The sequence below is a fragment of the Pseudomonas triticifolii genome, assembly GCF_014358015.1.
GTDB lineage: Bacteria > Pseudomonadota > Gammaproteobacteria > Pseudomonadales > Pseudomonadaceae > Aquipseudomonas > Aquipseudomonas triticifolii.
On sequence record NZ_JACONV010000020.1, the window covers coordinates 1 to 21,108 of the forward strand.

Annotated in this window: 22 protein-coding genes; 17 read left to right on the forward strand and 5 right to left on the reverse strand. The window is 59.8% G+C overall.

Annotated elements, in window-relative coordinates:
• Nucleotides 1–289 precede the first annotated feature (289 nt).
• The 3 genes from H8S56_RS19910 to mpl are packed head-to-tail and all read right to left on the reverse strand — an operon-like array spanning nt 290 to nt 2,542.
• A complete protein-coding gene (locus tag H8S56_RS19910) occupies nt 290–574 on the reverse strand; it encodes a YceK/YidQ family lipoprotein (protein ID WP_187519580.1) in 285 nt (94 codons plus the stop codon).
• Nucleotides 567–1,196 carry a flavin prenyltransferase UbiX gene (gene ubiX, locus H8S56_RS19915; RefSeq protein ID WP_024688422.1) on the reverse strand — a complete coding sequence of 210 codons (630 nt, stop codon included), beginning with the start codon at nt 1,194–1,196 and terminating at the stop codon, nt 567–569. Before ubiX ends, H8S56_RS19910 begins: the two co-directional genes overlap by 8 nt.
• Nucleotides 1,193–2,542, reverse strand: a complete 1,350-nt coding sequence (mpl, locus tag H8S56_RS19920) for a UDP-N-acetylmuramate:L-alanyl-gamma-D-glutamyl-meso-diaminopimelate ligase (RefSeq protein ID WP_187519581.1) — start codon at nt 2,540–2,542, stop codon at nt 1,193–1,195. Before mpl ends, ubiX begins: the two co-directional genes overlap by 4 nt.
• 226 nt (nt 2,543–2,768) lie before the next feature.
• Here mpl and exaC point away from each other — a divergent pair, with 226 nt between their 5' ends.
• The 10 genes from exaC to metC all read left to right on the forward strand — a co-directional run bounded on the left by exaC (nt 2,769) and on the right by metC (nt 13,934).
• Nucleotides 2,769–4,289 carry an acetaldehyde dehydrogenase ExaC gene (gene exaC, locus H8S56_RS19925; protein ID WP_024688420.1) on the forward strand — a complete coding sequence of 507 codons (1,521 nt, stop codon included), beginning with the start codon at nt 2,769–2,771 and terminating at the stop codon, nt 4,287–4,289.
• Nucleotides 4,290–4,630: 341 nt separating this feature from the next.
• A complete protein-coding gene (locus H8S56_RS19930) occupies nt 4,631–6,025 on the forward strand; it encodes an ethanolamine ammonia-lyase subunit EutB (RefSeq protein WP_024688419.1) in 1,395 nt (464 codons plus the stop codon).
• Nucleotides 6,026–6,075: 50 nt separating this feature from the next.
• Nucleotides 6,076–6,912 carry an ethanolamine ammonia-lyase subunit EutC gene (eutC, locus tag H8S56_RS19935; protein ID WP_187519605.1) on the forward strand — a complete coding sequence of 279 codons (837 nt, stop codon included), beginning with the start codon at nt 6,076–6,078 and terminating at the stop codon, nt 6,910–6,912.
• Nucleotides 6,913–6,997: 85 nt separating this feature from the next.
• Nucleotides 6,998–7,459, forward strand: a complete 462-nt coding sequence (locus H8S56_RS19940; RefSeq protein WP_024694463.1) for a GNAT family N-acetyltransferase — start codon at nt 6,998–7,000, stop codon at nt 7,457–7,459.
• Between the two features lie 186 nt (nt 7,460–7,645).
• Nucleotides 7,646–8,293 carry a DedA family protein gene (locus H8S56_RS19945; protein ID WP_024688416.1) on the forward strand — a complete coding sequence of 216 codons (648 nt, stop codon included), beginning with the start codon at nt 7,646–7,648 and terminating at the stop codon, nt 8,291–8,293.
• Nucleotides 8,294–8,296: 3 nt separating this feature from the next.
• Entirely contained in the window at nt 8,297–9,106 is an 810-nt protein-coding gene (locus H8S56_RS19950) for a M90 family metallopeptidase (RefSeq protein ID WP_024688415.1), read from the forward strand.
• 118 nt (nt 9,107–9,224) lie between these two features.
• Entirely contained in the window at nt 9,225–9,752 is a 528-nt protein-coding gene (gene ppa / locus H8S56_RS19955) for an inorganic diphosphatase (RefSeq protein ID WP_024688414.1), read from the forward strand.
• 343 nt (nt 9,753–10,095) lie between these two features.
• Nucleotides 10,096–10,827, forward strand: coding sequence for a LexA family transcriptional regulator (locus H8S56_RS19960; protein ID WP_024688413.1), 732 nt, complete (start codon nt 10,096–10,098; stop codon nt 10,825–10,827).
• 999 nt (nt 10,828–11,826) lie between these two features.
• Nucleotides 11,827–12,669, forward strand: coding sequence for a glutathione-dependent disulfide-bond oxidoreductase (yghU, locus tag H8S56_RS19965; protein WP_187519582.1), 843 nt, complete (start codon nt 11,827–11,829; stop codon nt 12,667–12,669).
• A 92-nt stretch (nt 12,670–12,761) separates the two neighbouring features.
• Nucleotides 12,762–13,934 carry a cystathionine beta-lyase gene (metC, locus tag H8S56_RS19970; protein WP_187519583.1) on the forward strand — a complete coding sequence of 391 codons (1,173 nt, stop codon included), beginning with the start codon at nt 12,762–12,764 and terminating at the stop codon, nt 13,932–13,934.
• Nucleotides 13,935–13,936: 2 nt separating this feature from the next.
• Here metC and H8S56_RS19975 read toward each other — a convergent pair whose 3' ends face one another.
• Complete coding sequence (locus H8S56_RS19975) at nt 13,937–14,578, reverse strand: DUF1109 domain-containing protein (RefSeq protein WP_024688409.1); 642 nt, start codon at nt 14,576–14,578, stop codon at nt 13,937–13,939.
• Nucleotides 14,575–15,147, reverse strand: a complete 573-nt coding sequence (locus H8S56_RS19980) for a sigma-70 family RNA polymerase sigma factor (protein ID WP_187519584.1) — start codon at nt 15,145–15,147, stop codon at nt 14,575–14,577. Before H8S56_RS19980 ends, H8S56_RS19975 begins: the two co-directional genes overlap by 4 nt.
• A gap of 261 nt (nt 15,148–15,408) precedes the next feature.
• On the opposite strand from H8S56_RS19980, the gene H8S56_RS19985 reads away from it, so the two are divergent.
• The 7 genes from H8S56_RS19985 (at nt 15,409) to dxs (ending at nt 21,035) form a co-directional block, all read left to right on the forward strand.
• Entirely contained in the window at nt 15,409–15,678 is a 270-nt protein-coding gene (locus H8S56_RS19985) for a BufA1 family periplasmic bufferin-type metallophore (protein WP_024688407.1), read from the forward strand.
• A gap of 26 nt (nt 15,679–15,704) precedes the next feature.
• A complete protein-coding gene (gene bufB, locus H8S56_RS19990; RefSeq protein WP_187519585.1) occupies nt 15,705–16,550 on the forward strand; it encodes an MNIO family bufferin maturase in 846 nt (281 codons plus the stop codon).
• Nucleotides 16,547–17,341: an HvfC/BufC N-terminal domain-containing protein gene (locus tag H8S56_RS19995; RefSeq protein WP_187519586.1), complete on the forward strand. Its 795-nt coding sequence runs from the start codon at nt 16,547–16,549 to the stop codon at nt 17,339–17,341. Before bufB ends, H8S56_RS19995 begins: the two co-directional genes overlap by 4 nt.
• Nucleotides 17,316–17,777 carry a DoxX family protein gene (locus H8S56_RS20000; protein WP_024688404.1) on the forward strand — a complete coding sequence of 154 codons (462 nt, stop codon included), beginning with the start codon at nt 17,316–17,318 and terminating at the stop codon, nt 17,775–17,777. The genes H8S56_RS19995 and H8S56_RS20000 overlap by 26 nt, the downstream gene beginning before the upstream one ends.
• 75 nt (nt 17,778–17,852) lie before the next feature.
• Entirely contained in the window at nt 17,853–18,098 is a 246-nt protein-coding gene (locus H8S56_RS20005; RefSeq protein ID WP_004883751.1) for an exodeoxyribonuclease VII small subunit, read from the forward strand.
• Nucleotides 18,095–18,982 carry a polyprenyl synthetase family protein gene (locus H8S56_RS20010; RefSeq protein WP_187519587.1) on the forward strand — a complete coding sequence of 296 codons (888 nt, stop codon included), beginning with the start codon at nt 18,095–18,097 and terminating at the stop codon, nt 18,980–18,982. The genes H8S56_RS20005 and H8S56_RS20010 overlap by 4 nt, the downstream gene beginning before the upstream one ends.
• A gap of 157 nt (nt 18,983–19,139) precedes the next feature.
• Nucleotides 19,140–21,035, forward strand: a complete 1,896-nt coding sequence (dxs, locus tag H8S56_RS20015; RefSeq protein WP_187519588.1) for a 1-deoxy-D-xylulose-5-phosphate synthase — start codon at nt 19,140–19,142, stop codon at nt 21,033–21,035.
• Nucleotides 21,036–21,108: the final 73 nt, after the last annotated feature.

Genomic DNA, 21,108 nt, shown 5'->3' on the forward strand with positions numbered 1-21,108 from the left:
GCTGAAAGCCGGTTTCAGCCAGTGGGAGCAAGCTTGCTCGCGAATAGATCGGTACATTCATCCCGTGGGAGCGGACTTGTCCGCGAAGGGGCGGTGTATTAAGCCGAAGTGGTGCGTCTGGAAGGCAGTCTTCGTGGACAAGTCCACTCCTACAGGCTGAAAGCCGGTTTCAGCCTGTAGGAGCAAGCTTGCTCGCGAAATGGCCGGTACGTCCGACAAATATTCAGTGAATGAAGCACAGTATCCGCGGGCAAACGAAACGCCGCCCGGTCGGCTTCCACGATGTCGGTCAGAGCCCGCCGCTGGCCTGAACAAAAAAGCCTAACGCGGCCAGCAGCGACAACGGCAGCAACACGGTATCAAGCAAGGCGCTAGCCGGCAGGTCCACGCCCGGATAGCTCGGAGCCTCGGCCCCGAAGAGATCGGTTGCGCAGCAACCACCTTCTAGCGCATACATGTCCAGCCGAGTGCCCGCGTAGACCACTGGCGCGCCGGGTTTGGCGGCATCGAGCGTACGCACTGTGGCGCAGCCGGTCATGAGCAGCGCCAGCGCAACGATCAGCAGCTTATTCATCGCCACCGACATGGTGCTCACCCCAGCGCGGCAACATGTCCTGCGGCACGTTCAGCAGGTTCAGAATCCGTGCGACCACGAAATCCACCAGATCATCGATAGTCTGCGGTTGATGGTAGAAACCGGGGGACGCGGGAAGGATCACGGCGCCCATGTTCGACAGCTTGAGCATGTTCTCCAGATGAATGCTGGAGAACGGTGCCTCGCGTGGCACCAGAATCAACTGGCGGCGCTCCTTGAGCGTCACGTCGGCCGCACGTTCGATCAGGTTGTTGCAGGCCCCGGACGCAATCGCCGAGAGCGAACCTGTCGAACAGGGCACCACCACCATCGCGCTTGGCGAACCCGAACCGGACGCCACAGGCGACATCCAGTCATCACGTCCATAGACCCGAATCTGCCCCGCCGCCGCACCGGTGTACTCGGTCAGAAACGCCTGCATCATCATTGGCTTGGGCGGCAGGCGCACATCGGTCTCGGTTGCCATAACCAGTTGCGCCGCCTTGGAGATCAGGAAGTGCACCTCGCGGTCTTCACGCACCAGACAGTCCAGCAGACGCAGGCCATATTGCGCGCCTGAGGCGCCGGTCATGGCGACCGTAATGCGTTCCGGTCCACTCATTTCAAGGCCTCTGCCAGTTTGCCATGCAGGCCGCCGAAGCCGCCGTTGCTCATGATCACGATATGCGTACCCGGCTGTGCCTGGCTTTTGACCCGCGCAATGATCGCCTCAAGCGAATCGCACACCACTGCCGGCACGGAACATTCAGCCGCCGTTGCAGCCAGATCCCAGCCCAGATTGGCGGGTGCGTACCAGACCACCTGATCGGCCTGCTTCACGCTCTCCGGCAGACCGTCACGGTGCGCGCCGAGCTTCATGGAATTGGAGCGAGGCTCGATCACGGCAATGATCGGTGCGTCGCCGACCTTCTTGCGCAGACCGTCCAGCGTCGTGGCAATTGCAGTCGGGTGGTGGGCGAAGTCGTCATAGATCGTGATGCCATGTACGTCGGCAACCTTCTCCATGCGCCGCTTGACGCTCTTGAACGCACTGAGGGCCTCGACGCCCTGAGCAGGCACCACGCCCACATGACGGGCTGCAGCCAGGGTCGCCAAGGCATTGGCCACGTTGTGCTGGCCCGTCATGTCCCACTCGACCGAGCCCTGCACCTGTCCTTCAAAGATCACCTCAAAGCGCGAACCGTCTGCGCTCAGCAGACGCGCCTGCCATTGGCCGCCTTCTCCAGTGGTCTGCACTGGCGTCCAGCAGCCCATCTCGATGACACGCGACAAGGCGGGTTCAGTGGTGGGGTGAATCACCAGACCTTCACTCGGGATGGTACGAACAAGGTGATGGAACTGACGCTCGATGGCGGGAAGATCCGGGAAGATGTCCGCGTGATCGAACTCAAGGTTGTTGAGGATTGCCGTGCGAGGGCGGTAGTGGACGAACTTGGAGCGCTTGTCGAAGAACGCGCTGTCGTACTCGTCGGCTTCGACCACAAAGAAGGGTGTATCACCCAGACGCGCCGAGACCGCGAAGTTCTGCGGGACACCGCCAATCAGGAAGCCGGGGCTCATGCCTGCGTGTTCGAGCACCCAGGCCAGCATGCTGCTGGTAGTGGTCTTGCCGTGCGTACCGGCCACTGCCAATACCCAACGACCTTGCAACACATGGTCCGCCAGCCATTGCGGGCCAGACACATAAGGCAAACCTTTATTCAGCACATACTCGACCGCCGGGTTGCCGCGCGACAGGGCATTGCCGATCACGATCAGATCAGGCGCGGGATCGAGCTGTGCGGGGTCGTAACCCTGGGTCAGCTCGATGCCCTGGGCTTCGAGTTGGGTACTCATGGGTGGATAGACGTTGGCGTCAGAGCCTGTGACCCGATGCCCCGACTCTTTGGCGAGCACCGCCAGCGAACCCATGAACGTGCCGCAGATACCAAGGATATGAATATGCATGACCAACCTCTCAGAACATCTGCGCAGGTTAACGTAGGGAGGTTGAAATGGCACCCTGAGTTTGTCCGCAACCTCGCCGCACAGGGGCTGGCCCAGGCCGGGAACATGAGGCTAAAGTTCAGGTCACGAAGGCGAGGCAAATAGCCTACTCTTGATTACCTGCTGCCAGATGTTTGAAAGCTGAATCGATACAGACTTCCTCACAACAAGAACCAGGAGACATACCATGCGTTACGCTCATCCCGGTACCGAAGGCGCCATCGTCAATTTCAAGGAACGCTACGGTAACTACATCGGCGGCGAGTTCGTCGCCCCGGTCAAAGGTCAGTATTTCACCAACACCTCGCCGGTCACCGGCAAGGCCATTGCCGAATTCCCCCGTTCCACCGCCGAAGACATCGACAAGGCCCTCGACGCCGCCCACGCAGCCGCCGCAGCCTGGGGCTCGACCTCGGTGCAGGCCCGCTCGCTGGTCCTGCTGAAGATCGCCGACCGTATCGAAGCCAATCTGGAAATCCTCGCGATCACCGAAACCTGGGATAACGGCAAGGCGATTCGCGAAACCCTCAACGCCGACATCCCGCTGGCCGCCGACCATTTCCGCTACTTCGCAGGCGTGCTGCGCGCTCAGGAAGGCAGCGCTGCCGAGATCGACGGCAACACCGTGGCCTATCACATTCACGAACCGCTGGGCGTGGTCGGGCAGATCATCCCGTGGAACTTCCCGATCCTGATGGCCGCCTGGAAACTCGCGCCTGCGCTGGCGGCGGGCAACTGCATCGTGCTCAAGCCTGCCGAGCAGACCCCGTTGGGCATCAGCGTACTGATCGAGTTGATTGGCGACCTGCTGCCGCCCGGCGTACTGAACATCGTCCAGGGTTATGGCCGCGAAGCAGGCGAAGCCCTGGCCAGCAGCAAGCGCATTGCCAAGATCGCCTTCACCGGCTCGACCCCGGTCGGCTCGCACATCATGAAGCTGGCGGCGGACAACATCATCCCGTCCACCGTGGAGCTGGGCGGCAAGTCGCCGAACATCTTCTTCGAAGACATCATGAGCGCCGAACCGGAGTTCATCGAGAAAGCCGCCGAAGGCCTGGTGCTGGCATTCTTCAATCAGGGCGAAGTCTGCACCTGCCCATCCCGTGCGCTGGTTCAGGAGTCGATTTATCCACAGTTCATGGAAGCCGTGATGCGCAAGGTCGAGAAGATCAAGCGCGGCGACCCGCTGGACACCGAGACCATGGTCGGCGCTCAGGCCTCCGAGCAGCAATTCGACAAGATTCTCTCCTACCTCGACATTGCCAAGGGTGAAGGCGCCGAGCTGCTGACCGGCGGCAAGGTCGAGAAGCTGGAAGGTGATCTGTCGAGCGGTTACTACATCCAGCCGACGCTGCTCAAAGGCAATAACAAGATGCGCGTGTTCCAGGAAGAGATCTTCGGCCCGGTGGTCAGCGTCACGACTTTCAAGGACGAAGCCGAAGCCGTGGCCATCGCCAACGACACCGAGTTCGGCCTGGGCGCAGGCCTCTGGACCCGCGACATCAACCGCGCCTACCGCGTAGGCCGTGCCATCAAGGCCGGTCGGGTCTGGACCAACTGCTACCACCTGTACCCGGCGCATGCGGCGTTCGGCGGCTACAAGAAATCCGGCGTCGGCCGCGAAACCCACAAGATCGCGCTCGAGCACTATCAGCAGACCAAAAACCTGCTGGTGAGCTACGACACCCATCCGCTCGGGTTCTTCTGATCATCTGACGTCATGATCGTGCCCCGCTCTGCACTCAGCGTCACGAGCTGCAGAGCGGGCACGTTTTCGGAGCGTGGGAGCGCATTCATCCACGTGTGTGCGCCGCATGCGAACAACCACCACGGCGCGCACCATCGTTGCGCACTGCCCGACCGATCAACGCCCCGGCATAACGCACTCCACCCCGCAATCAATCGCAGTTCCCCGCAAACTCGCACTCATCGACAGGATGGAGTATTAATTGCTTACATCGCTTCCCACAGTCGTTTGAACCGGGACGTCACCGGTTCGGCCGAAAGACCACGTCCGACGCGATCAGCGGGACGTCATGGAGAATCTGTATGGCGAGCTTTTCACATTCTGTCGGCGCGCAGACGTATCGCTTCGACAGCCTCAAGGAAGTCATGGCCAAGGCCAGTCCTGCACGTTCCGGCGATTACCTGGCCGAAGTGGCCGCGCAGAACGACGGCGAACGCGTCGCCGCGCAAATGGCGCTGGCAAACATCCCGCTGAAGCATTTCCTCGTAGAAGCACTGATTCCTTACGAAGACGATGAAGTCACGCGTCTGATCATCGACACCCACGACACATTGGCTTTCGCACCCGTCAGTCACCTGACCGTTGGCGGTTTTCGCGATTGGCTGCTCAGCGATCAGGCTGACGAAACCAGCCTGCGAGCGCTGGCTCCCGGCCTGACGCCGGAGATGGCCGCCGCAGTCTCAAAGATCATGCGCGTGCAGGATCTGATACTGGTGGCGCAGAAAATCCGTGTCGTCACGCGCTTCCGCAATACCATGGGCCTGCGAGGTCGTCTGTCGACCCGTCTGCAACCCAATCATCCGACCGACGACCCCTCCGGCATTGCGGCCAGCGTGCTGGACGGCCTGCTGTACGGTAACGGCGACGCCATGATCGGCATCAATCCGGCCACTGACAGCACCTCGTCCATCGTCGCACTGCTGGAAATGCTCGACGCCATCGTGCAGCGTTACGAGATCCCGACACAGTCCTGTGTGCTGACCCACGTCACGACCTCCATTGAAGTGATCAACCGTGGTGTGCCCGTGGATCTGGTGTTTCAGTCGATCACCGGCACCGAAGCCGCCAACGCCAGTTTTGGCATCAATTTGCAGTTGCTGCAGGAAGGTTACGAGGCCGGTTTGAGCCTCAACCGGGGCACGCTCGGTCAGAACCTGATGTATTTCGAAACAGGACAAGGCAGCGCGCTGTCGGCCAATGCGCACCACGGCGTTGATCAGCAGACCTGCGAAACCCGCGCTTACGCCGTTGCGCGGCATTTCAATCCGTTTCTGGTCAACACCGTGGTCGGCTTCATCGGGCCGGAGTACCTGTACAACGGCAAGCAGATCATCCGCGCCGGGCTTGAAGACCACTTCTGCGGCAAATTGCTGGGCGTGCCGATGGGCTGCGACATCTGCTACACCAACCATGCCGAAGCCGATCAGGACGACATGGACACACTGCTCACGCTGCTGGGCGTCGCCGGGATCAACTTCATCATGGGCATTCCCGGCTCCGACGACATCATGCTCAACTACCAGACCACGTCCTTCCACGACGCGCTGTATGCCCGTCAAAGCCTGGGCCTGCGTCCGGCCCCCGAGTACGAAGCGTGGCTGGAAAAAATGGGCATCTTCACGCAGGCCGACGGCCGCGTACGTTTCGGCGACAGCCTGCCGCCCGCCTTTCGGCACGCGCTGGCGCATCTGGCATGAGGGAACTGCCTGTGAATGAACCGGATGATCATAAAATCAAACAGGACGTCATGACGGACACCACGCCACCCAATCCCTGGCTGGAACTGCGTCGCCTGACACCTGCGCGCATCGCTCTGGGTCGCACCGGCACCAGCCTTCCGACCGCTGCGCAACTGGACTTTCAATTTGCCCACGCCCAGGCGCGCGATGCCGTGCATCTGGCGTTCGACCCTGCAGGCATCAGCGCCCAACTGGTAGAAAAAGGCCGTGACACGTTGCTGCTCCATAGCGCAGCCGCCGACCGTGACAGCTACCTGCAACGCCCGGACCTCGGACGCCGCTTGAACGAAGATTCCGCCAGCCAGTTGCGCGAATACGCAGCCGCTCACCCGGGCGGGCTCGATCTGGCAGTGGTCGTGGCCGATGGCCTGTCAGCGCTGGCCGTGCACCGCCACGCCGTGCCTTTTCTGGTTCGGCTGGAAGAACAGGCCGAGGCAGAAGGCTGGACGCTGTCGCCTGTCATCTTGGTTGAACAGGGCCGCGTTGCCATCGCTGACGAAATCGGCGAGCTACTGGGCGCGAAAATGGTGGTCATCCTGATCGGCGAACGGCCGGGCCTCAGCTCACCCGACAGCCTGGGCCTGTACTTCACCTACGCCCCGAAAGTCGGCCTCAACGATGCGCACCGCAACTGCATCTCCAATGTCCGCCTGGAAGGTCTGAGTTACGCAATGGCAACCCATCGCCTGTTGTATCTGATGCGCGAAGCCTGCCGCCGTCAGGTTTCCGGGGTAAAACTCAAAGACGAGGCCGAACTCAAGACGGTGGAATCGGAGGCCACCGCCGATAACCCGACCAGACGCACGGGCAATTTCTTGCTCGCTGGCCCCGACGAACAGCATTAGATTGCGCTTTCTAAAGCCGACAGGCAGCATCGCTGTGACCATCCTGGCGCACTGCATTAGCCCATAGTGAAGTTGAGGCCCAACCATGCGGATCATAAAAGCCACGCTCGAACACCTGGACCTGCTGTGTCCATTGTTCGTGAAATATCGCGAGTTCTATGGCGAAATGCCTTTCCCGGACTCATCTCGGGACTTTCTCGAAAAACGCCTGCGCCGCAACGAATCGGTGATTTACCTGGCGCTGGCCGACGATGACGAAGGCAGATTGCTCGGGTTCTGCCAGCTCTACCCCAGCTATTCATCGCTGTCACTCAAGCGCGTATGGATTCTCAACGACATCTACGTCGCCGAAGACGCCCGCAGACAACTGGTCGCCGACCACCTGATGAAGCAGGCCAAGAAAATGGCCAAGGAAACCCATGCCGTGCGCATGCGCGTCTCGACCAGCAGCAACAACGAGGTGGCGCAGAAGGTCTACGAGTCGATCGGTTTCAAGGAAGACACCCAGTTCAAGAACTATGTGCTGCCGATCAATTCAGACCGTTGAATCTGTTCGCGAGTAACCGGAATCGCCTGGGGTTGCTCGCGAATCTCTCCTTTCGCAACAGTTGTAACATCTCTGTTTAAACCTGACGGCCTTTTAGCCGCAATCTCCTTCTATAATGCCGCGCGTACTGCACAGTCGTTTCTTTCGCATGTGACCCGGCTCAGGGGTCTCGCCTCAGGTGCTTCAATGGAATTCAATCCGCTCGACCTCATTCTGCATCTCGACGTTTACCTCGACCTGCTGGTGACCAACTATGGCACCTGGATCTACGCGATCCTGTTTCTGGTGATCTTCTGCGAAACCGGCCTGGTGATCATGCCGTTCCTGCCGGGCGACTCCCTGTTGTTCATCGCAGGCGCCGTGGCAGCGGGTGGCGGCATGGATCCGGTGCTGCTGGCCGGGCTGCTGATGCTGGCGGCGATACTGGGCGACAGCACCAACTACATCGTCGGGCGTACAGCCGGCGAAAAGCTGTTCAGTAACCCGAGGTCGAAGATTTTCCGCCGCGACTACCTGCAGCGCACACACGTGTTCTACGAACATCATGGTGGCAAGACCGTCACACTGGCGCGCTTTCTGCCGATCATCCGCACCTTCGCCCCTTTTGTCGCAGGTGTCGGCCGCATGTCCTACCCGCGTTTCGTGGGCTTCAGCGTACTGGGTTCGATATTGTGGGTCGGCAGCCTGGTCACGTTGGGCTTTTTCTTCGGCAACGTACCGTTCATCAAGCAAAACCTGACCTTCCTGGTGCTGGCGATCATTGTGCTGTCGCTGGTGCCCATGATCATTGGTGTGGTTCGCAGCCGCACAGGCCGCTCCGTCGACGTCAGCTGAAACATGTGGTCATTCCGTGCCTGGCGCAGGCAACGCACACTGGCGAAGAACCCGATTTCCACGGAACTGTGGCAAACCGTTCGCCAGCGTTTGCCCATCCTTGACGGCTTGACCGCCGAGGAGCAAACGCGACTGCGTGACGCCTGCGTGCTGTTTCTGCACGACAAGCACCTGACCACGCTGCCAGGCGTGGAACTGAATGACGAACAGCGGCTGTTCCTGGCGGCACAGGCGCAACTTCCGCTGCTCAGCCTCGATGACCTGAACTGGTATCAGGGCTTTCACGAGATCGTGCTCTACCCCGACGACTTCGTCAGCCCGCAGCGTCATCGCGACGCCAGTGGCATCGAACACGAGTGGGACGGCGAACACAGTGGTGAGGCCTGGCTGCAAGGCCCGGTGATTCTGGCATGGCCGGGCGTGGTCTCAAGCGGGGACTGGGACGCTTACAATCTGGTGATTCACGAACTGGCGCACAAGCTCGACATGCTTAACGGTGACGCCAACGGTCTGCCGCCCCTGCACAGCGACATGCGCATCACCGAATGGGCCAGCGTGATGCAAAGCGCCTTCGATGACCTCAACTATCAGCTGGACCTGAACCCCGACGCCGAAACCGCCATCGACCCTTACGCCGCGCAGGATCCGGCTGAATTCTTCGCCGTCACCAGTGAATACTTTTTCTGCGCCCCGGACCTGCTGCACGCCAGCTACCCCGCCGTCTACGAGCAGCTTAAAGCCTTCTACCGACAGGACACCCTCGCCCGATTGCAGGCTTTGCAGGAACAGGACCCGGCATACAAGGCCCACTGAGGAGCTGAACAGCCCAAACCCCACGCGTGGCAACCAAAACAGAATATGCCTATAATCCGGACCACTTTTTGGCGGTTCGCGCCAAAATCTGTCTGGTCAACTACGGGGGCAAAGCCCAATGAGCTACAGCAAGATTCCGGCAGGCAAAGACCTTCCGAACGACATCTACGTCGCGATCGAAATCCCGGCCAACCACGCGCCGATCAAATACGAAATCGACAAAGACTCCGATTGCCTGTTCGTTGATCGTTTCATGGCTACCCCAATGTTCTACCCAGCCAACTACGGCTTCATCCCCAATACCCTGGCGGATGACGGCGACCCCCTCGACGTGCTGGTCGTGACTCCCTACCCGGTTTCCCCAGGTTCGGTCATCCGCGCACGCCCGGTCGGCATCCTGCACATGACCGACGACGGCGGCGGCGATGCCAAAGTCATCGCAGTCCCGCACGACAAGCTGTCCCAGCTGTACGTCGACGTCAAAGAGTACACCGACCTGCCAGCCCTGCTGCTTGAGCAAATCAAGCACTTCTTCGAGAACTACAAGGATCTCGAAAAAGGCAAATGGGTCAAGATCGAAGGCTGGGGCAACGCAGACGCTGCCCGTGCTGAAATCACCAAATCGGTTGCTGCCTTCAAAGGCTGATTGACGGTTTGCTGTGTCGAGGCACCCGCGTTGCGGGTGTCTTGGCATAGACCTTCTCTTCCCTCCCTTCGCACCACCTCCCCCACTTCGCGATAGATTTTTTTTCAAAACCCGCGTTTAAAAATGCGTTTAATCACTCGCCACCTATAAACATGCCGTGAACACCCGCACACCCGGCCTAAACGAAATCAACAGCGTTTACCCAAAATCCGGCGATTACGGAACATGCCTACGCAACAATCTCCTCGTCTGTAATACCTCTCGCCGCACACCCCCCGCGATAACGACGACATCAACACCTCGTTCATTTAAACGCCCTGATCACGCCAGTAAACTCGGCCTCATGAATACATCAGGCGATCGACTCCGCATTCTTCTCAAAGAGTGCCACCTCACTGCGACTGATTTTGCAGCCAACCGCAAGATCACGCCGCAACACGTCAATAACTGGTTCAAGCGCGGCGTCCCCATGGCGCGTATTGACGAGGTGGCTGAACTATTAACCGTCAACGCCCGCTGGCTGCGCACCGGCGAAGGCCCTAAACACCCGACCGATTCCGCCAATGAACACGACGGCGGTGATACGCGACTGGTCGTCCATCAAGGAAGACAAATGCTGCGTGGAGACGTGGAAATTCAGATCTTCAAGGAAATCGAATCCACCCATGGCGTCAGCAGAACCGTCCTGGCTGAAGCACCCGGACAAAAAATCCGCCTGCCCTTGCAGGTTCTGCAAACCATGGGAATCGACCCCAAGAACTGCCTGTGCGTCGCTATGGTTGGCAACAGCATGGCCGACAAGATTCAGGACGGCTCGATTCTGGGCGTGGACCGCGAACTGACTCAGGTCATCGACGGAGAGATCTATGCCCTCGAACATGGCGGCATCCTGCGCGTGCGCTACCTCTACCGCCTGCCCAACGGCGGACTGCGCCTGCGCAGCCACAATGACGCCGAGTACCCCGACGAAATTTTCAGCGCCGAAGACATCGAGGACGAAAGCATACGGATTCTGGGCTGGATCTTCTGGTGGTCCACCCTCAACAGCCGCCGCAACCCGATGCTGCTGTTCTGAGCCTTTAATGGAAGACACATCAAGGCTGGGCATTGACCGCAAACATCAGTATGCTATCGGCCATCAAAAGCCTCACCGCCCAGCGGCGATGGCACAGCGCGGCAGATGACCCATCTGCCCAGCTTCCTTATCAGCATTCCTTGCGAATGCACCTGTTGCAGGCGATTGCGGTTTACCAAAAATAGACCAAGATTGCCCACGAGAAGCCGGCCACAAGCCGGCTTTTTAATGCCTGAAAAAAGGCATCCGTTGCGGCTCAAACCCGATAGGAATCGCGATGACCGCCCCATCTGCGGGCGGGCGTAATGTTCTGAGTCATTCACTGCGAACCTGTCACCAGCCGCATCCTTCAGAGCGCCTCGCGCAAAGCCCCTTTGAATCCTCGTGCCAGAAACTGTCAGCAAGGCATGTCCATGTGGACGAAGAGCCTGTTCTGATACGCTCCCTTTCAAACGGCCTGTCTCGACGCAGACGTTCCAATCACTGATGAGGCTCGTGACATGGCTTTTAAAAAGTCGTCTGTTACATGGGTAGGGCTGATGTACATGCTTGCCTTTACATCACTCGTCAGGGCAAAGGCGTCAGAACCCATGATCAGATTGACGGCCAGAGAAGCACGGTGCTGAACGTGCAGGTATCCGACGGGAAACTGGAGCCCTCGAGGCTTTCGTCACCCGCCCAGACAAGCTCGAGGCCTGGCCGATTGCGTTGATCACCCACGGCACGGAGAGTGGTCAGACTGATCGTGCTATCAGTCCTGAACGCTCTTCATTGGCCGCCATCGTGCTTGCTCGTCATGACTACGCGCCCGTCGTGGTCATGCGTCAAGGCTATGGATAGTCTTCAGGCTTCCCGGATACCACCTTGTCGTCAAAGGCCCGACGCCGCAGACTGACGCCCGCTGAACTTCCCTGCCAACCGGCAAGTCCATCGGCAGTGGCGCGGACAGCAAGCGCTCTGACGATCCCTCCCTCACCCCACTCACTGAGGCCCCACTTCATGACCCACACGCCCTACACACCGCCCAAGGTCTGGCAGCACGAAGCAGCATCAGGCGGTACCTTTTCCAACATCAATCGCCCCACCGCAGGCCCTACGCACGACAAGGCGCTGCCGGTCGGCAAGCATCCGCTGCAGCTCTACTCGCTGGCCACGCCGAACGGGGTGAAGGTCACGATCATGCTGGAAGAGTTGCTGGAACTGGGGCACAGCGGTGCGGAGTACGATGCGTGGCTGATCAAAATCTCCGAGGGCGATCAGTTCTCCAGTGGGTTTGTCGAGGTCAATCCGAACTCGAAGATTCCTGCGCTGCTGGATCGCAGTCACGACACGCCGGTGCGCGTGTTCGAATCGGGATCGATTCTGTTGTACCTCGCGGAGAAGTTTTCCAGTTTCCTGCCTGCCGACCTGGCGGGTCGGACCGAGACACTGAACTGGCTGTTCTGGCAGATGGGTGCTGCGCCGTATCTGGGCGGTGGGTTCGGGCACTTTTATGCGTATGCGCCTGAGAAGATGGAATACCCGATCAACCGTTTCGCGATGGAAGCCAAGCGTCAGCTGGATGTGCTGAACCGTCGACTGGGGGAGAGCCGCTATCTGGCGGGCGATACGTACACCATCGCCGATATCGCCGTGTGGCCGTGGTACGGCGCGCTGGTGCAGAACAAGGTGTATTCGGCGGCGGAATTTCTGTCGGTGCACGAGTACCCGAATCTGATTCGCTGGACTGAAGAGATCGCGGCACGGCCTGCTGTGATTCGTGGCAAGAAAGTCAATCGGACCTGGGGCGAGGCGTCGGAGCAGGTTCCCGAGCGTCATCAGGCGTCTGATCTGGATAACTGAGGCATCAATTCAGCGCGAGGGTGCCGACACCCTCGCCAACATCGCTTAACCTTGTTCGCTGTTCATCCGCCATTTGACTTCCGGAGCCCCGCATGCAGCACGACAAAGACCCTCGCGCCCACACCGCCCTGTCGCAGCGCGGCCGCAGCGCAGGCAGTGGACCAGGGTTGTCGGTCAATCCGCCGGTCGTCCGGATCAGCACGGTGTTGTTCGACAGCCTCGCCAGTTTGCGCGAGGCAGAAGTGCGTACAGCGGGGCCTGAACGCTCTTTGACCTACGGCGCCAACGGCAACCCGACAGCGTTTGCATTGCAGGATCTGATCAGCGAACTGGAAAGCGCTCACGGCACATGCCTGTATCCGACGGGGCTGGCGGCCGTGGCGCAGATGTTTCAGTCGTTTCTGCGCCCCGGTGATCATGTGCTGATGACCCAGTCGGTCTACGGGCCGGTGCGGCGTCTGGCGAACACCATGCTGACGGCGTTCAACATCGAATTCGATTACTACGCGGCAGACGGCAGCGATATCGAGTCCCTGATTAAACCCAACACGCGCATGATCTACGCCGAAGTGCCGGGCTCGCTGACGTTTGATATGTGCGACCTGCCCGCGTTGTCGAGGCTGTGCAAAGCGAGAAATCTGCTGCTGGCTGTGGATAACTCGTGGGGCTCGGGCGTGTTGTTCAAGCCGCTGGAACTGGGTGCGGACATTTCGTTGATGGCCCTTACCAAGTACGTCGCCGGACACTCGGACGTGATGATGGGCAGTGTGAGCGTGACCGAAGCCCACTGGAAAACCCTCAAGACCATGAACACCGCTGTCGGCAACACGGTCAGCCCGGATGATGCGTATCTGGTGCTGCGCGGCGCTCGCAGTCTGGCTGCACGTATGGCGATGCATGAGCGTCATGCCCTGCAGGTTGCGCAGTGGCTGCTGGAACAACCGCAGGTAGCGCGCGTGCTGTATCCGGCGCTGGAGAGCGACCCGGGCCATGCCATCTGGAAGCGGGATTTCCACGGTTGTAACGGTCTGCTCAGTTTCGAATTCAAGACGGCTGATCGTCAGGTGCTGGACCGCTTTGTCGGTGCTCTGACGCTGTTCGGGATCGGTTATTCGTGGGGCGGCTTTGAGAGCCTGATTACCGAAATCGAACAGCATGGCCCTGATCGTGGCTACGGTCCGATGCTACGCCTGCAAATCGGTCTGGAAAGCCCGGATGACCTGATCGCCGATCTGCAGGCGGGGTTTGCCGCAACCTTGCCATAAACCTACCAGCGCAATAGACGGGGACCTAGAACAGCGCCCAGCAGGGTGGGCACCAGCATTCCCATCACATACCAGACGCCCCAGAACGGTATGTCCATCTCAGGGCAGTGCAGGCAATAGGTGATGGTGGCTGTCGCACCGGCCAGCAAACCACCGCAGCTGCCTGCCAGCGCCAGACGGGTCGGTGAAAGACCGCGTAGCGCCCAAAACACGGCCACGAAGCCCGGAATGGAAAGAAGCGTGATGTTCAGCGCGCAAACCCGCCAGGTTTTGCCGAAGACCATGTCCAGCCGGGCATCTGGCGCGGCCCAGGCCAGTGCAGACAAACCCGACAGCCACACCAGCGCCAGTGTCGACGCAACCCAGTATCGGCCAGCACCGCTGGTCATGCCAGGCCGGGCCAGCCGCGTCATCATCAGCCATGCACCGACCGTCAGCCCCAGCGGGAGGGCGACCTTGCCCCAGAAAAGTGGCGTCATTGAAACCTGAGCGATGTCGTGACGAATGCCCAGCAGCATGACCAGCAACAAGGAAGCACTCAACGCGCCGATCAGCACGGCAGTGCCGATGCGCCTGGCAACCACGTGTGGATCGACTGGCGAGACATTGGTCGCCAGCATGGATATCAAATCGTCAGTTTTCATCGTTTGCCTCCAATCATTGCCGCCAACGCCTTGAGTCCCCGGTGTATGCCAACTTTGACGGCTGATTCTGAAAGGCCGGTGATTCTGGCCGTATCGGCAACCGACAGCCCTTCCAGTTTTACATGCCGGATCGGCAGACGTTGGCGATCCGGCAATCCATCGAGCAGCTTGTCCAGATCCCGGCTGGCCTGAGCAGGCTCCAGATGCGGCTCGGCGAACAGCTCTGCGGTATCTTCCATTGAGTCATTAAGCCCGTCGCCACGGTGGCGCGCGCGAAAGAAGTCGCTGAGTTTGTAGCGGGCAATTGCAAAGATCCATGCCGTCAGTGGCTGATCGGTCTGGTACGTCTGACGTCCGTTGTGCACCGCCAGCAAGACCTCTTGCAAAATGTCCTCGATCTGCTCCGGCTGACGTTGCAGGCGCACCCTCAAAAAACCTCGTAGATGAGTGCTCAACTCCGAAAGGAAAGACCTGTACGCCGCTTCATCTCCTTTGAGCCCTGCCAGCAGAAGGGACTGAAGATGGACTTCGCGGTCTTTCAGCATCTTGTCATGTGTAGTTCGGTCCATCGCTCGCCCTGGTTACACCACCGGAAATTATTTTTCTGTCGCGGCCAACAATTGTCAGGCCCGCAAAACCACGCCAGTGAAAGCCGAATTGGATGTCTGTGCAACCGATTTAAAAATCGAACAAATGAAGACGCGGAAAAATTTTAAAAATATTTTCCAGTCGCTGTAACCGAGCCGCGAGAGCCGGCGAATTACCTTTCGGATCGCAGACACGCCAATCATGGCTCCCCCGTCGCGACCAACTGATAACGGAGAAATACCATGAACAACCTCAAACTCGCCGCCATCGCTGTTGCTCTGTCCTCTTTCGCTGCCGGTGCGATGGCTGCCGAACAGCCTGCTGCTGGCGCAATGGAAAAATGCTACGGCGTGGCAATGGCTGGCAAGAACGACTGCAAGGCAGGCGCTGGTACCAGTTGCGCAGGCACGTCCAAAACCGACTATCAGAGCAATGCCTGGAAGAACGTACCTGCGGGCACTTGCACGTCAATCAAGACGCCGAACGGCATGGGCTCGCTGCAAGCCAAGTAACGGCCAGTCCCGGGAGCACACCGATCATGAACAACACGCTTTGGATGGGCGCGGGTCTGGGCCTGAAGGCCGAGCACTACGAACAGGCGCTCGACTGCAACGCCACCGGCCTGTGGTTTGAGGTCCATCCAGAGAACTACATGGTCGGTGGGGGACCTCGCCTGACCTGGCTGGAAGCCATCGCACACCGTCACCCGCTATCGCTGCACGGCGTATCGTTGTCTTTAGCGGCTGACTGCAGACCTGACGAGCACCACCTGAAACGTCTGAAAACCTTGATCGACCGGGTCCAGCCGACCCTCGTTTCGGAACACCTGGCCTGGTCGGCATGGCGAGGCCAGTATCACCCGGATTTGCTGCCCTTCCCCCGCACCGACGAAGCGCTGCGGCGTATAGCCGACAATATTCATCGCACGCAGGACGCGCTAGAGCGATGCATTGCCATCGAGAACCCGACCCACTACCTGACACTGGAAGGTCATGAGTGGACAGAAATCGACTTCCTCGTCGAGTTGAGCAAGAGAACGGACTGCCAACTGCTGCTGGACGTCAACAACGTCCACATCAGCGCTCACAATATTGGTTTTAGCGCGCAGGCGTACCTGGATGCCATCCCTGCGCAGTTGATCGCGGAGATTCATCTGGCCGGGCATACGACGGATCCCGGCAGTTCTTCGTTATTGATCGACTCCCACGACACGCCCATCGCCGAGGATGTCTGGTCGCTGTACCGGCAACTGATCGAACGAATCGGCTCACGTCCAACGCTTATCGAGCGCGACGACTGCATTCCAGCGTTCGAAGAACTTCTTCAAGAGCGTGACAGGGCGCAGGCCTTGCTGGCACGCCAACGGGAGTCAGCCACCGCATGAACAGCACGCTAACCCACTTTCAGGATGACTTCGTCAACGCGTTGATGGGGCACACGCCTCCCAGCCTTGAACATCTCATCCAGCAGCCCGGCTTCAGGGTGTATCGCAACACGGTGATGAAGGGCGTCAGCGATTCCCTGATAGCCAACTTCCCGACCATCGAGCGGCTGGTGGGCAGCGAATGGCTGCGCGCAGCGGCCCTGATTCATGCCCTTGAATCACCGCCCGTAGACGCCAGACTGCTGTTCTACGGGGCCGACTTCCCTGATTTTCTTGACGGTTTCGAGCCTGCCCGACAGCTGCCGTATCTGGGTAATGTGGCTCGACTCGACCGTCTCTGGATCGAGATTCACTGCGCACCTCAGGCCACACCTCTGGACGTCTCGACACTGGGAAACCTGATACCGGAGCAATTGCAGGACTTGCGCCTCAAGCCTGGTCCAGCAGCGGGTTGGCGTTGGTTCGATGGACAACCGGCCTACACCCTCTGGCGTTGCAACCGGGAACACCTCGACATTCCCGACGATCTGGAATGGCGCAGCGAAGGTGTCCTGATCACTCGCAAGGCCGGACAGGTGGTCTGGCAGCCGCTCAGCCTGGCGGGTTGCACGTTTCTGGACGCCTGCGCTGCCGACCGGTCCTTTGGCCAGGCCATCGCCTTGGCATCAGACGCACAGCCGGACATGAATCCCAATGAGCTGTTGTTTCAGCTATTAAACGCCGATGTGTTCATTTGCCCAACCGATCCGCTTGCAGGAGAACCCCATGCACACACTACCCACAGGGCATGAATGCGCTCGCACTCGCTGGAACCGCCTTGCCGACTACTTGCAGGCACATGTCGGTGACTCGTTGCTCTCACTGGTGATTCGCCTGGCGGTCGCGGTGCTGTTTCTGATGTCAGGGCGCACCAAGGTCGACGGATTTCTGGAGATCACGCCAAGCACTTATGACCTGTTTCGTAATGAATACCGTCTCCCGCTGATCAGCCCCGAACTGGCCGCTCATCTGGCCACTTACGCCGAACATCTGTTCCCGGTGCTGTTAATAGTGGGGCTCTTCACCCGACTGTCAGCCATTGCGCTGTTGACCATGACCGCCGTCATTCAGATTTTTGTGTACCCGGACGCCTGGCCGACGCACCTTTCATGGGCGGGACTGCTGCTATTCATCATTGGCCGCGGTGCCGGTGTTCTGTCGGTGGACAGGCGGCTAGGGATCCATTGAACCGAGGCCTTGATTTGCCCAAGAGCCCTCGCTCTGCTAGTGTCGCCCGGTTTAATCTCTACCGGAAATGCCACCATGGCCCGCAAGAAAGCTGCACTGGATTTCGAACAGTCTCTCGCTGATCTGCAAACGCTGGTAGAGCGGCTGGAGAATGGCGAGTTGTCGCTGGAAGACTCCCTCACCGCCTTCGAACAAGGTGTGCGCCTGACACGCGATTGCCAAAGCGCCCTGACGGCTGCCGAGCAGAAGGTTCAGGTGCTTCTGGAGCGCGACGGCGAGCTGGCCGAAGAGCCTTTTGATGACGCGGAATTGCCTGAATGATTGCGAGCTATCAAGCGCAAAGCCAGGTTCGCGTCAACGCGGCTCTTGAAGGCCTGTTTCAAGCACCCGGCCCTGAATTGACCCGCCTCTACGACGCCATGCGCTATAGCGTGATGAATGGCGGCAAGCGCGTGCGCCCGCTGCTGGCTTACGCCGCGTGTGAAGCACTGGGCGGCGTAGCGGAAGACGCCAACGGCGCGGCCTGCGCGGTCGAGCTGATCCATGCGTACTCACTGGTACACGATGATCTGCCTGCGATGGACGATGACGACCTGCGTCGTGGTCAGCCCACCACGCACAAGGCGTTCGACGAGGCCTGCGCCATCCTGGCAGGCGATGGCTTGCAAAGCCTGGCGTTCACCGCCCTGCTCGCCCCGCACCTGACCACGCGTGACGCAGAGACCCGTCTGCAGATGGTCAGCGCTCTGGCCGTTGCGGCAGGTCCCGCCGGGATGGTCGGCGGGCAGGCGATTGATCTGGGTTCGGTGGGTTTGAAGCTGGATCAGGCAGCGCTGGAATACATGCATCGCCACAAGACCGGTGCGCTGATCGAAGCCAGCGTGCGACTCGGCGCGCTGGCAAGCGGCCGTGCTGATCAGACACAACTTGATGCACTTCAAGTGTATGCCCGTGCGGTAGGCCTGGCCTTTCAGGTGCAGGACGACATTCTCGACGTGGAAAGCGACACCGCCACCCTCGGCAAACGTCAGGGTGCCGACATCGCGCGCGACAAGCCCACTTACCCTGCTCTGCTGGGGCTTGACGCGGCCAAGGGCTATGCTCTGGAACTGCGCGATCAGGCACTGGCTGCGCTGGAACCGTTCGGCGACGCTGCGCAGCCTTTGCGCGAGCTGGCGCGTTACATCGTCGAACGCCGCCACTGATCAGAATGACCGACTATCTAAATCGGGTGAATCAACCACGGCTCATCCGGTCACAGTCATCAGGTCCGGTGCTGCCGGACGCCACTGATGCACTTCATGGGCAGCGTGCGATGCATAAGGTAAACTGCCGCCTCTTTTACTCATAACGATTCGCCTGATGCCCACGACGTTCAAAGAGATTCCCCGCGAGCGCCCGGTTACGCCGTTGCTCGACCGAGCCAATACACCGGATGGCCTTCGCCGTCTGGGTGAAGCCGAGCTGGAAACCCTGGCCAATGAACTGCGCCTGGAACTGCTCTACTCCGTTGGTCAGACCGGAGGGCATTTTGGTGCCGGTCTTGGCGTCATCGAACTGACGATCGCCCTGCATTATGTGTTCGACACACCGGATGACCGCCTGGTGTGGGACGTAGGTCATCAGGCCTACCCGCACAAGATCCTGACGGGCCGTCGTGCGCGCATGTCCACCCTGCGCCAGAAAGACGGTGTGGCGGCGTTTCCGCGTCGCAGTGAAAGTGAGTACGACACCTTCGGCGTCGGCCACTCCAGCACCTCGATCAGCGCTGCGCTCGGTATGGCGATTGCCTCACGCCTGCAAGGCAGCGACCGCAAATCCATCGCCGTGATCGGTGACGGCGCGCTGACGGCCGGTATGGCGTTCGAAGCGTTGAACCATGCGCCGGAAGTCGCGGCAAATATGCTGGTCATTCTCAATGACAACGACATGTCGATCTCGCGCAACGTCGGTGGCCTGTCGAATTACCTGGCCAAGATCCTGTCCAGCCGCACCTATGCCAGCATGCGTGAAGGCAGCAAGAAGGTGCTTTCTCGCCTGCCCGGCGCGTGGGAAATCGCCCGTCGTACGGAAGAATATGCCAAAGGCATGCTGGTTCCCGGCACGCTGTTCGAAGAGCTGGGCTGGAATTACATCGGCCCTATCGACGGCCACGACCTGCCGACCCTGATCGCCACCCTGCGCAACATGCGTGATCTAAAAGGTCCGCAGTTTCTGCACGTGGTCACCAAGAAAGGCAAAGGCTTCGGCCCGGCTGAAGTGGACCCGATCGGCTATCACGCGATCACCAAGCTCGAACCACTGAACGCCCCCGTCGCAATCCCGAAAAAGGTCAGCGGCCCGAAGTATTCCGGCGTGTTCGGTCAGTGGCTGTGCGACATGGCCGAAGCGGACTCACGACTGGTGGGCATCACCCCAGCCATGAAGGAAGGCTCGGATCTGGTCGATTTCAGCGAGCGTTACCCGGAGCGTTATTTCGACGTGGCGATTGCCGAACAGCACGCCGTCACATTGGCAGCAGGCATGGCCTGCGAAGGCAGCAAGCCGGTGGTCGCGATCTATTCCACGTTCCTGCAGCGCGGTTACGACCAACTGGTGCACGACGTTGCCGTACAGAATCTCGACGTGCTGTTCGCCATCGACCGCGCAGGTCTGGTGGGTGAAGACGGCCCGACGCATGCGGGCAGCTTTGACCTGTCTTACTTGCGATGCATCCCCGGCATGGTCGTGATGACACCGAGCGACGAGAACGAGCTGCGCAAGATGCTCAGCACCGGTTATCTGCACAACGGTCCTGCCGCAGTGCGTTACCCGCGTGGCACAGGGCCGAACGCGCTGATCGAAAAAGATCTGGAGCCTGTCGAGATCGGCAAGGGCATCGTGCGTCGCCAGGGTCAGGGCTTGGCGATTCTGGTGTTCGGTGTGCAACTGGCCGAAGCGTTGGTCGTTGCGCAGAAGCTGGACGCGACGGTCATCGACATGCGTTTCGTCAAACCCTTGGACGAGGCTCTGGTGCGCGAAGCTGCAGCCAATCACGAGTTGTTGGTCACTCTCGAAGAAAACGCCATCATGGGCGGCGCGGGCGCGGCGGTCAGTGAGTTCCTGGCGCGGGAAAACATCCTCAAGTCAGTGCTGCACATCGGGTTGCCGGATGTGTACGTCGAGCACGCCAAGCCTGCGCAGATGCTGGCCGAGTGCGGCCTGGATGCGCAAGGGATCGAAGCGGCGATCAATCAGCGGCTGGTGCTGATGGGTTGATGAAAGCGAAAACATTGAAAGCGCTCATTGAGCGCTTTTTTTGTGCCTGCCTGATGAGCATGCCCGGCTGACG